This window comes from Campylobacter showae (genome assembly GCF_963515975.1).
Lineage (GTDB): Bacteria > Campylobacterota > Campylobacteria > Campylobacterales > Campylobacteraceae > Campylobacter_A > Campylobacter_A showae_F.
The window spans coordinates 59,441-71,727 of record NZ_CAUPZM010000006.1; the positions used below are offsets into that span (position 1 = coordinate 59,441).

Consider the following 12,287-nt stretch of genomic DNA (forward strand, 5'->3'; position numbering starts at 1 on the left):
AATTTAAGCCTTAGGGCCGGCTTTTGCGTATTCTACGCCCTCTTTTACGTCCTCGTAGCGTTTGAAGTTCGCCTCAAACATGCTCGCTAGTTTATCGCGAGTCGCGACGTATTCGTCCTTATTTTCCCACGTGTTGATAGGATTTAGTAGCTTCGTCTCGACGCCTGCTAGCTCTTTTGGGATGGCTAGATTAAATTTCTCAAAATTTTCAAATTTGCACTTTTTGATGCTGCCGTCAAGGATCGCGTTTATGCACGCGCGCGTGGCTTTGATGCTCATTCGCTTGCCCACGCCGTACGCGCCGCCGCTCCAGCCGGTGTTTACGAGATAGACGCTGACACCATGTTTGTCGATCTTTTCGCCTAGCAGCTTAGCGTAAACGGTCGGATGCAGCGGCATAAACGGCTCGCCAAAGCACGCGCTAAATGTCGCTACAGGCTCGGTGATACCGCGCTCGGTGCCTGCGACTTTTGCCGTGTAGCCGCTTAGGAAATAATACATCGCCTGCTCTTTGCTTAGCTTTGCGACCGGCGGCAAAACGCCGAATGCGTCGGCGGTCAGGAATATTATGTTTTTGGGGTGGCCGCCCGCGGAGCTTGGCTCGTAGTTATCGATATGATAGATCGGGTAGCTAACGCGGGTGTTTTCGGTCTTGCTGCCGTCTTTATAGTCCACGACGCCAGCCTCATCCGCGACCACGTTTTCAAGCAGCGCGTCGCGTTTGATCGCGGCGTAAATTTCAGGCTCGCTGCTCGGGTCTAAGTTTATGCACTTCGCGTAGCAGCCGCCTTCGAAGTTAAATATCCCCTCATCGTCCCAGCCGTGCTCATCGTCGCCGATTAGCTTGCGGTTTGGATCTGTAGAGAGCGTCGTTTTACCCGTGCCGCTTAGGCCGAAAAATAGCGCCGTGTCGCCCTCTTTGCCCACGTTTGCCGAGCAGTGCATACTTAGCTTGCCCTCAAGCGGCAACCAGTAGTTCATCATCGAGAAAATTCCCTTTTTCATCTCGCCGCCGTACCACGTACCCCCGATAACCGCGACGTTTTCCTCGACGTTAAAGATAACGAAAACGTCGGAGTTTAGTCCGTGCTCTTTGCACTCTTCGTTTTTGCATTTGCACGCGTTATAAACGACGAAATCAGGGCTAAATTTAGCTAGCTCGGCCTCGTTTGGACGGATGAACATATTTTTAACAAAATGCGCCTGCCACGCGACTTCGGTTACGAAACGAACCGATTTTTTGCTCTTTTCGCTCGCGCCGCAAAATGCGTCTTGGATAAAGATTTCCTTGCCGCTCAGTTGGGCTTTTGCTTTAGCTAAAAGCTTGTCGAAAAGCTCTTTTGAGATGGGCTGATTTACCTTGCCCCAAGCGATGTATTTTTGGCTCGGATCTTGTTTTACGAAGTACTTATCCTTTGGGCTGCGACCCGTAAATATGCCGGTATCGACCATAAAAGTGCCGTTGCTTGACACGCGTCCCTCGCCCATAGCCTTTTCAAGCTCGAAAAGCTCGTCGTAGCTTAGGTTGTGGTTGATTTTTTTGATATCCTTAAGACCTAGTTTTTCTATTTCGTTTACCATTTTTCTTCCTTTTTTAGATTAAATTTTCGCTAAAATTTGACCGTTTGCTACGGTTTGCCCTTGCTGTACCTCTATAGACGTTACCAGCCCGTCTTTTGGAGCGTTTACGTCTATTTCCATCTTCATGGCCTCCAGCACAAACATCCTTTGCCCCTTTTTCACGCTATCGCCCACTGCGACTAGGATTTTAAACACGTTTCCCGGAAGCGTGCTTTTCACCGGCTCGCCGCTGCCGCCGGTCGTTTTAGCCGGAGAGAGCTCAGGGGGCGGCATGTGCGCTACGCTTGCCGGTTTTACGCTTTTTATCTCGGCTTTGCCGTCAGCGTCCGCGACCTCGACGTCAAATTTCTTGCCGTTTACGGTGACGCTGTATTTTTCGTTTATCGGAGTTTTCGCGCGAGAGGTCGGCGCGCTCGTTTCGCACGCATTTGTCGATTTTTTTCGGATATTTACCTTACCTTCGCCTTTTAAAAACGCGATGCCCTTTTCCTTGCACGCCGCAGCGATAAAGATATTTTCCTCGCTAGGCTCGATGCCCTCTTTTTTAAGTAGCTCGCGCGTAAATTTAAGCGACTTGCTCTCGTCTTTATCCGCGATATCCATGGCGTGTTCTTTGGTCGGTTTTAAGCTTAACTGCTCGCTAGCTAGCTTAACTACGCTCTTATCGGGCTCTACGGGCGTCTTGCCGAAGTAGCCTAGCACCATTTTGCCGTAGCCCTCGGCGATCTTTTTCCACGGGCCGAACATTACGTTGTTAAACGCCTGCTGGAAATAAAACTGACTCACCGGCGTCACGCTCGTGCCGTAGCCGCCTTTTTGCACGACTTCGCGCATCGCGAGGATGACCTCGGGGAATTTATCCAAGATATTATTATCGCGCATCATTTGGGTATTTGCCGTTAGCGCACCGCCGGGCATCGGGCTAAACGGGATGAGCGGGCTAACCTGCACGGCCTCGGGCGGCAGGAAATAATCTTTCAAGCATTCGCCGAGTACGCTTTCGTATTTTAGAATTTTCTCCACGTCAAGTCCGCCCAGATCGTAGTTTTTGCCCTTAACGGCATGCAGCATCGTTAGGATATCTGGCTGGCTGGTACCGCCGCTAACCGGGCTTGCGGCTAGATCTATGCCGTCTGCGCCGGCTTCTAAAGCAGCCATATAGCACGCGACGCTAACGCCTGCTGTTTCGTGAGTATGGAGTCTGATGTGGGTATTTTGCGGGAGGAGTTTGCGAGCCATTTTGATGGTCTCATATACTTTTTGCGGACTAGAGGTGCCGCTAGCGTCTTTGAAACAAACGCTGTGATACGGGATGCCCGCGTCTAAAATTTCGCGCAAAATCCGCTCGTAAAACGCCACATCGTGCGCGCCCGAACAGCCTGCAGGCAGATCCATCATCGTGACGACCGCTTCGTGCTTTAAGCCGTGATGAGCGATACGCTCGCCTGAAAATTTTAAATTTTCCACGTCATTTAGCGCGTCGAAGTTTCGTATCGTGGTCGTGCCGTGCTTTTTAAAGAGCTTTGCATGCAGATCGACCAGCTCGCGGCTGCCTGTGTCTAGCGTCACGGTATTTACGCCGCGGCTTAGAGTTTGCAGGTTTGCCTCGGGCCCGACCGTTTCGCGAAATTTATCCATCATCACAAACGCGTCTTCGTTTAGGTAAAAGTAAAGGCTCTGAAACCGCGCCCCGCCGCCAAACTCAAAGTGCGTTATACCGGCCTCTTTAGCCGCGCTAACCGCGGGCAAAAAATCAGCCATCGCCACGCGCGCGCCGAAAACCGACTGAAAGCCGTCTCTAAAGGTAGTATCCATAACGTCTATAAATTTTTTCGCCATTTTGCCGCCTTGTCAAATTTCAAAATCGTGCTAATTTTACCTAGTTTTAGATTAAGTGGATATAATAAAATCAAAGCATTATCACAAAAATGTTTAACGAGGGGAGCAAATGCAAGAGCGCACGCTAGAAGAGCTATATAAAAAGCTAAAAGAATTTGATAGATTGGCAGGTAAAGAGGAATTTTTATTTGACGCGATAAGAGACGCCGTAGAAGCGGAAAATTTCGAATTTGCCGCGCAAATTTGCGACTTTGTGCTAAACGAGGAATTTGAAAAATTCGGCGCGGTTTTAAGAACGAGGGCGCTAATGTGGCTCACGGGCTACATCGCGCAAAATTTAAAAGATAGCGAATACCCGAATTTCGGCGACTTCGAGAGCTGCCTGTGGAAATTTAAATGGATCGTCTCGGGCATCGCCAAAAGCTCCGTGATAGAAAAAGAGCTCATAGACGAGGCAAACGAAGCGATGCTGTTTTACTACGAGCGCTTGGAGCTTTCGCTGGCGGCCTACTACAAGGCCTTGATGAATCAAAACATCGATATGGGCGACGCTAGGGAGGCAAGGTCCAACTACGAGCTGTGGAAAAAGCTCGCCAAGGACGATATGGGTGACTGCGAGGCGTGCGAAGCAAGCGATGAGATCGCGTATTTAAATTTTGCAGGCGAGCACGAAGCGGCGCTGGGGCTTGCCGAGCCGATACTTTCTGGCGAGCTAACTTGCTCCGAGGTGCCACACATAACCTATGCGCCGATACTTTTTAGCATGATAAAGACGGGCAAGATAGAGGAGGCAAAAACCCTGCTGCCAAAGGCCGCGGCGACGATCGAGTCAAATCCTCGCGTCATAAATCAGATCGCCCCGCTAATCGAGATCGCCGTTAGGCTGGACGAGCGCGAGACGGCGCTAAGCTTGGCCCGCAAGCACTCAGCAGCGATCCTTGACGGCAACGACGATCTAAACGACCTGCGATTTTTCATCGCAGTTAGCGCATTTGGCGACGAGAACGACTACAAGATAGCTCTAGAGATAGCGGGCAAATTTGACGCTAGAAACGGCAACACATACTACTCGGACTACCTGAACGAATTTTACGCCGAGTTTGGTTTTTAGCTTTTTACGGGTTAAATTTTATGGACAAATTCGGCAAATTCGACCGAGATAAACTTAGCAAATTTTACTTGCCAAGACCTGCATCTTTAAGGTGCTAAATTTGGATTTGTCAAATTTAGCGTCGCACTCTTAAATTTTTTAAACAAACATGATTGCTTGAAGTCGTCTTGCTTCTTTGTTAAGTGGGAGGAGCTTGAATTGCGCCCTGCTAGCAGCTCTCAAAGAGAGTGTGTCCTAACAGTAGCAAACAAAGTGTGGCTAAGCACAAGGCGAGGTAAAGCCGAAACCAAAGAGCTCCCTTCTATATCCGCCTTTTCTTTTTCTTGGGAGGCGGAAGGGGTTTCTACTTACGAAGCGTCGCCCCTTCCGCCCCCACACCCTCTCCAACCCCACTGCACGTGAGAAGTTGCCGCACTGCGTGCAGGTTAAATTTGGCGCACCGCGCCGCAAATTTTAAATTTGAGTTTTCAAGATGCGGGTCTCGGCTGGCAAAATTTGCAAATTTAACCAAATTTGACTTCAAATTTGAGCGTAAAACGATAAGGCGAAGTATCTTGCGATGAATCTAAATGTTGCGACGAAATTTTCGACCGAAGATAGAACATATAGTTCATCGAGGGAGAAAATTTCTAGCTCATTTAAAGGCGCTCGCGAGACAAGTCGCAACAAGAAATTTACAAGTTTATTCGCTAGGTTTAGTTAGCTCATAGGAGAAATTTATCTCCTTGCTCTCATTTGGCTTAAGCGCAAATTTCCACGTTACTTTGCCGTCTTTGCCGATTTCGTTTTCTTTCGGGTCGTTTTTCACGCTCACGCTTACGCTCTCATGCGTGCTAACTGGCGCTTGCTCCTCTAAAACCAAGTCCCATGCGAGTTTTGAGCCGTTTTTGACGCTAAATTTATACCCGCGCGAGATCTTGTTTTTCGAGCCGAAAAACGACTCTTTCGTATATTCGCCGTTAGCTTCTTTTTTCACGCTAATAAGCTCGTTTTTGCCGAAAAACTCCTTCGCCTCCTCGCCGGCGGCGTAGCCTACGTATCTTTTGCCGATATTTATGCCGTCGATTTTAAACTCGCTTTGCGCGCTCTCGATGCTACGCTCCGGCTTAAACGCGGCTCTAACGAACGCGCCTGCGCTGCCGTAGCCGTCGATGACGAGGTCAAATTTAGCATCCAGACTCTGCTTGTCGTAGGCAAAGTCCGCCGTTTCGTCCGCTTTTAGACTCACGCCCTCTATGCGCCACGCGTTTGCGAGCGCGTTTTGCTCGTTGATTGACTGCACGTCTTTGACGCTATTTTTCTTTGCGTATGCCTTTCGCGGCGCCATATCGGCACTAGCCTCCATCATCGGCGCGGCCGCCAGCGGTATCATATTTCGTGGCGCCGGCTTGCCTTCGTAGCGCGGATAAAACGGAGCGGGCGTCAAATTTGACGAGTAGTAAAACGGATAAAGCGCGATAGTAAGAGAGTTTAAATCTATACCCAGCGGATTTGTCACGGTTAAATTTTGCGAGATTTCGACCTTGCCTTTTGCGACGTCGGCATGGATTTTATTTTTTAAATTTACGTTAACGCCCACGGGATAGGAGATCTTGACCTGTTTTGGGTCGCATTCGAATTTCAAATCAAGCTTTTGAAAATTTTTAACCTCGGCCGCGTTCATTTTCTTTTTCAGCTCGTCGATTTGCTTTTTGGTTTGCGAAATTTGGGCTAGGTTTTTTAGCACCGCTTCGTAAAATTTATCGCCGTCGGCGTCCAAATTTGCGACGCTTTGCTCTTTAAAAGCCGGAAAATTATTTAAAAAAGCGTTTTTGGAGTTTAGCGCGTTTAGCTTGTCGTTTAGCTCCTCAAGCTCTTTTTCGTTTTGCTTAAATTTAGCGTAGGTCTCGTTTTCTGCGGGCTTTGCTTCGTTTAAATTTAGACTTAGCAGCTCGCACGACGCGGCCACGTCGATATCCTCAAGCTCGACGAAATCGGGCAAATTTAGGCTAAATTCGCTTTTTTGATTGCTAAAGTTTTGATGTATAAATGAGGCGTTTTTGTAGATTTCTATCAGGTTGCTTTCGGCGCTCGCGATCAGGGCAAACGCCGAAACTAAGGCTATCTCTCTCATTTTCTCTCCTTTGGGTGGATTTAAGAGATTATAGCCTTACAAAGATAAATTTTAGCCTAGCAAGATAATCGTAAAGATGATCAGAACTAAAATTTGTATCGCGATAAAAGGCACCACGCCGCGGTAGATGTCGGAGGTCTTGACCTCTGCCGGCGCCACGCCTTTTAGGTAAAAGAGACTAAAGCCAAACGGAGGCGTGAGAAACGAAGTCTGTAAGTTCATCGCGATAACGATAGCAAAATATAGCGGATTTATGCCTAAATTTACGGCAATCGGCGCCAAGATCGGCAGCACGATATACGAAATCTCGACGAAGTCTATAAAAAATCCTAGCGCAAAAATCGTAATCATAGCTAAGATAATAAAACCCCATTTTTCGCCCGGCAAATTTGACATCACTTCCTCAACGATCTCGTCGCCGCCGGTGTAGCTAAACACCATCGAAAATGCGGTCGCGCCGATAAGGATAGTAAAGACGACGGCCGTGGTTTTGACGCTCTCTTCGAGAGCTTCTTTTAGCATTTTAAACGAAAAAGTCCTGTAAAAAACAGAAAGCAAGATCGCGCCCACGCAGCCAAACGCCGAACTCTCCGTCGGCGTAGCGATGCCCTCAAATATCGAACCAAGCACCAGCACGACAAGTACTAGCGGCGGCAAAATCGCAAGGATAGCGTTTAAAATTTGCTTTGATTTAGGCACGTCGCTTTCTACTACGACGGGCGGCGCGTAGTCCTTTTTGACGTAAGAGACGATGAGGATATAGGCTATATAAGCGCCCACGAGCGCAAGACCTGGGTATATCGCCTCGCGGAAAAGATCGCCTACGGGCACCGTAAAGACGTCGCCCAGGATAATCAAAACGATCGAAGGCGGGATGATCTGTCCAAGCGTGCCAGAAGCGCAGATAGTGCCGCAGCCTAGAGCTTTGTTGTAGTTGTACTTTAGCATCACGGGCAAGCTCATAACGCCCATAGCTACGACGCTAGCGCCCACAACGCCCGTAGATGCGGCTAGTAGCGCGCCCACTAGCACGGTGCTGATCGCCACGCCGCCGCGAATCTCGCCGAATAAAAACGCCATGCTCTCGAGCAATCTCTCGGCTAGCTTGGTCTTTTGTAAAATAATTCCCATAAAAACGAAAAGCGGTACGGCGATGAGGATTTTATTTTCCATTATCGAGTAGATGCGGTAAGGCATGAAGTTAAAGGTCTCTTTAAAGATCTCAAGCCCGCCCATAAAGCCGTTACCGTCGCCAAAGCTCTCGACCATACCGCCGATGAGTCCGAAAATGACGGCTATCGCGCCAAACGTAAATGCTACGCTAAAGCCGATAGCAAGCATAAAAAGCGCGGCCAAAAACATTACTATGCCGGTCATTTTCCCTCTCCTTGTTGCGCGGTTTTGCTTAAATTTGCGTCAAATTTGCCCGCCTGGCTTAAATTTGACCGAGCGTCCAGATAGACGTTTAGCCACTTTATAAAGTATTCGACGCTAAAAAATATAAGTAACCAGAAGCTAAACGGGATAAAGGCCTTGATGACCCAGCGATACGGCAAACCGCCCGGATCTGCGCTACCCTCGCCGCTCTCGTACGCCTCCACGACGTAGTCCCAGCTCAGCCACGCGACCAAAAGCGCAAGCGGTAGGATAAAAAGGATGACGCCCGCCATATTTATAAGCGCCCTTTTCTTTACGCTCATCTTTTCGTAAAATATATCCACTCGCACGTGCGCGTCGTCTTTTAGCGCGCAGCTCATGCCAAGCAGGATGATGATGCTAAAAAAGTGCCACTCAAGCTCCTGGAGACCTACGTTGCCGTATTTGAAAAAATATCTCGCCGTGACGTTAAAAAAAACGTCCGCGATCATCAAAAACATCACGAGTACACAGGCATAACCCACGATGTCGCCTAATTTACCGAAAAATCGCTCTACTTTTTTTAAATTTCGTTCCATTTAACTCCCCAAAATTTGTCTTATCATTATCGCCAAAATGCAAATCGGCGCAACGAATCGCAGTAAAAAATACCAAATTTCAAAAACCGCCCTACCCATATACGGTAAAAATAGCTCCTCTAGGCTGCGTCTTTTCATAGCGTAGCCGACAAATACCGCGATCACGATACCGCCCAGCGGCAGCATGATATTTGAGCTTAGATAGTCTAAAACGTCGAAAAATCCCTTGCCGAAAAACGTGAGCGCGTCTTTAAATTCGGTAATATTTGAAAGCGCGCAAAGCGTGCCTAGGCAGTAAACGCAAACGCCAACGATCGCGATAGCGCGCAGGCGAGGGATCTTAAACTCGTTTATGAGATAAAAAACGAGCGGCTCGACCATCGAGATAGCCGACGTAAGCCCCGCAAAAATAAGCGCGGTAAAAAATGTAAAGCTTAAAACATTCCCCATCGCTCCCAGCTTAGCAAACAGCGTAGGCAGCGATATAAACGCAAGTCCCACGCCCTGGCTAGGCTGCTCGCCGTACTCGAAAACGAATGTAAAAACGATGAGTCCGATGACGACACTAACGATGATGTTTAGCGCCACGACGTAGAGCGAAGAGGTGAAAAGATTGGTCTTGTCATCCAGGCTCACCGAATACGTAGCTATCGCTCCGATACCCACGCACATCGTAAAAAACGCAAGCCCCAGAGCTACAAACACCGCCTCGCTCGTGATCTTAGAAAAATCAGGCACTAGCAAAAACTCCGCCGCCTGCGAAAATCCGCCCATCTGCATCGAGTAAATCAGCATAAAAATAAGTAGCAAGAAAAGCGTCGGCAAAAGCCATAAATTTATGCGCTCGATGCCGCCTTTTATGCCCTTTGAGAGGATGAAAAAATAGGCCGCGAACGCGATGCTAAAGTATAAAATTTGGCCCGAGATATCAGAGCTTATAAATTTGCCGAAATTTTCGCCCGAAACCGCGATACTTTGCGGAAGTTCGCCAAGAGATAAGACCGAGTACCTAATAACCCAGCCGATGATGACCGTATAAAACGACGCCACCAAAACGCCCGTTATCATTATGACGCCGGCGTAGCCCCAAAATTTGCCGTTTTTAGGAGCGAGCGAGCGAAAGGCGTTAACGGGATCGGCGTTTGAAATTTTACCCATCGCCATCTCGGCAAAAAATATGCTAAGCCCGACCGCAACGGCAAAAACAAGATACAAAAGCACGAACGCCGAGCCGCCGTTTGCGCCGACCATGTATGGAAATTTCCACGCATTGCCAAGTCCGATCGCGGCACCCACGATGGATAATATAAATCCGATTTTAGAAAATTTATCGCTTGACACGGTTAGCCTCTTAGCGCATTTATGGTGATAATGACGATGCTGATAGGAGCTACGAACCTAATCATAAAATACCAAATTTCAAAAACGGCCCTGCTCATATACGGTCCAAAAAGTATGAAAAGTGCGTCTTTTTTGATGACAAACCCGACGAAAATCGACACCGTGATGCCGCCGATAGGCATGATGATGTTTGAGCTAAGAAAATCAAGACAGTCAAAAAAGCTCTTGCCGAAAAATACCAAATTTTCTTTAACGCCTTCGATGCTTGAAAGTATGCACAAAATGCCCATGCAGTAGATGAAAGCGCCGATTAGCGCGAGGGCTTTTTTACGAGAAAAGCCAAATTCGCGGATAAGATAGTGCGTGAACGGCTCTAGCATCGAGATAGCCGAGGTAATGCCCGCAAAAAGCAGAGCAGAGAAAAACGCAAACGCAAGCACGTGTCCGAGTGCGCCGAGCTTCGCAAATAGCGTCGGTAGCGAGATAAACACGAGGCCCACGCCCTGACTAGGAGTCGCGCCGAACTCAAACACGAAAGTAAAGATAACAAGTCCCATCAAAATGCCCATCACGACGTTTATCACGACGATTATGATCGAGGAGCTAACGAGATTGGTATTATCGGGCAGCGACGCTGAGTAAACGATAATAACGCCCACACCCAAAGACAGCGTAAAAAACGCGAGTCCAAGCGCGGTTAGAATGCTGCTTACGCCTAGTTTTGAAAAATCGGGAACCAGCAAAAATTTAGCCGACTGCACGAAGCCGTCCATCGTAAACGAGTAGCTAAGCATAATGATAAGCAAAATAAGAAGCGATGGCATCATCCATACGTTTACGCGCTCTATGCCGCTTTTTATGCCCTTTGATACGATAAAAATACAGAGGAAAAACACGATCGTAAAGTAAAAAATTTGAGATGCGGCGTCATTAGCGTAGAAATTTCCGAAAATTTTCTCCGAAGCCTCGACGTCTTTTGGTAGCTCGGTTATTACCATTACTGCGTATTTTAGTATCCATCCGATGATGACCGTGTAAAAAGAGGCGATAATGATCGCGCCTATCATCGTAAAACCCGCAAATTTCCAGGTTTCTTTGCGCTTTGGAGCAAGCTTTTTAAAGGCGTTTACGGGGTCTGATTCAGAAAGCTTACCGATAGCTATCTCGCCGAAAAATATCGCAAGTCCGACAAAAAACGTCATAAAAAGATACAAAAGCACGAAGGCTGAACCGCCGTTTTGACCGACTAAATACGGGAATTTCCACGCATTTCCAAGCCCCACCGCAGAGCCCGCGACGGCTAAGATAAAGCCGATTTTTGAAAATTTATCCTGCGCCAAATTTAACCTTAGTATTTAAAATTTCAGAAGCGAGGCTAGCATAAAAAAGCTTTTAAAATTCTAATTTTTAAATAAATTCGTGGAAAAACGAAACATCGCTGAAATTTTTTGTAAATTTGTAGCACTACGCGGCAGCAAATTTGACTAGTAGAAAATTTATGAAAATTTTCTCGGTTTTAAGTAACTCAAAGCTAAATTTTTATAAAATGCGCTCTCAAAGCTTCAAAGTAGGGGTCTGATCCGAAATGGCTTAAATTTACAAGGAGACTTTATGAAAAAAGTTGTTTTCTTAATGATGGCTTTTGCTAGCTTCGCGTTTGCGGACGGCGGCGAAATGCTAAAATCTTACTCTGTTCTTGCGGCAGCAGTTGGTCTAGGCCTAGCGGCTCTTGGCGGCGCTATCGGTATGGGAAATACCGCTTCTGCAACTATTTCTGGTACGGCTAGAAACCCTGGCGTGGGCAGCAAGCTAACTACGACGATGTTCGTTGCTCTTGCGATGATCGAAGCGCAAGTTATCTACGCACTAGTTATCGCGCTAATCGTTCTTTACGCAAACCCAATGTTATAATCTCGGGCGGGCTCGTCCCGCTCTTTGTTCTTTAATCCACGTGCGACCTTGGTGGAACGGTAGACACGCTACTTTGAGGTGGTAGTGCCGAAGGGTGTGCGAGTTCAAATCTCGCAGGTCGCACCATAATTCTTATTAACTTCTAAAAAACTCTTAAAGCCATCAATAATCTGCTAGCCTAAAATCTAACTGTGCGAAACAGACAATACGTACAAGCACTCTTGCAGTTGCGCATAATGCATTAAAGAACTTAAGTCTATTAGATGTTTTAGTAGCCGCCACACTTCTTTATACGATCAAATTTAAAAAGCGGTTTGCAAATTTAAATAAGCGCAAAAATTAAATCAAAAAAATTAGATTTAAAAAAATGCCAAAAACAGTGGCTTATAAGACAAATCTAATCGTTTCATTTATATCTAAATTTACAATAATAGTA

At 47.3% G+C, this 12,287-nt stretch carries 9 protein-coding genes and 1 tRNA gene; 3 read left to right on the plus strand and 7 right to left on the minus strand.

The genetic code is table 11. The features are described from left to right. Nucleotides 1–3 precede the first annotated feature (3 nt). Together pckA and RWM02_RS03420 are read right to left on the minus strand one after the other, a co-directional pair. Complete coding sequence (pckA, locus tag RWM02_RS03415; protein ID WP_314069128.1) at nt 4–1,581, minus strand: phosphoenolpyruvate carboxykinase (ATP); 1,578 nt, start codon at nt 1,579–1,581, stop codon at nt 4–6. Between the two features lie 18 nt (nt 1,582–1,599). Then, a complete protein-coding gene (locus tag RWM02_RS03420) occupies nt 1,600–3,420 on the minus strand; it encodes a biotin/lipoyl-containing protein (protein WP_314069129.1) in 1,821 nt (606 codons plus the stop codon). Nucleotides 3,421–3,529: 109 nt separating this feature from the next. Between RWM02_RS03420 and RWM02_RS03425 the strand changes: the two genes are divergently transcribed. Further along, entirely contained in the window at nt 3,530–4,531 is a 1,002-nt protein-coding gene (locus RWM02_RS03425; RefSeq protein WP_314069130.1) for a hypothetical protein, read from the plus strand. Nucleotides 4,532–5,213: 682 nt separating this feature from the next. On the opposite strand, the gene RWM02_RS03430 is transcribed toward RWM02_RS03425, so the two are convergent. The 5 genes from RWM02_RS03430 to RWM02_RS03450 are packed head-to-tail and all read right to left on the minus strand — an operon-like array spanning nt 5,214 to nt 11,280. Further along, nucleotides 5,214–6,644, minus strand: a complete 1,431-nt coding sequence (locus RWM02_RS03430) for a DUF4139 domain-containing protein (RefSeq protein WP_314069132.1) — start codon at nt 6,642–6,644, stop codon at nt 5,214–5,216. A gap of 51 nt (nt 6,645–6,695) precedes the next feature. Next, on the minus strand, nt 6,696–8,021 hold the full coding sequence (locus RWM02_RS03435) for a TRAP transporter large permease (RefSeq protein WP_314069134.1): 1,326 nt from the start codon (nt 8,019–8,021) through the stop codon (nt 6,696–6,698). Continuing rightward, nucleotides 8,018–8,599 (minus strand): TRAP transporter small permease subunit, encoded by a 582-nt coding sequence (locus RWM02_RS03440; protein ID WP_314069136.1) that lies wholly within the window; start codon nt 8,597–8,599, stop codon nt 8,018–8,020. Before RWM02_RS03440 ends, RWM02_RS03435 begins: the two co-directional genes overlap by 4 nt. Next, nucleotides 8,600–9,940 (minus strand): sodium-dependent transporter, encoded by a 1,341-nt coding sequence (locus RWM02_RS03445; protein ID WP_314069138.1) that lies wholly within the window; start codon nt 9,938–9,940, stop codon nt 8,600–8,602. It lies immediately after the preceding gene. A 2-nt stretch (nt 9,941–9,942) separates the two neighbouring features. Next, nucleotides 9,943–11,280, minus strand: a complete 1,338-nt coding sequence (locus tag RWM02_RS03450; RefSeq protein WP_314069140.1) for a sodium-dependent transporter — start codon at nt 11,278–11,280, stop codon at nt 9,943–9,945. Between the two features lie 271 nt (nt 11,281–11,551). On the opposite strand from RWM02_RS03450, the gene RWM02_RS03455 reads away from it, so the two are divergent. After that, entirely contained in the window at nt 11,552–11,851 is a 300-nt protein-coding gene (locus tag RWM02_RS03455) for a F0F1 ATP synthase subunit C (protein ID WP_122862636.1), read from the plus strand. 42 nt (nt 11,852–11,893) lie between these two features. Further along, nucleotides 11,894–11,977 (plus strand) — tRNA-Leu (locus RWM02_RS03460). The last annotated feature ends 310 nt before the right edge of the window (nt 11,978–12,287 follow it).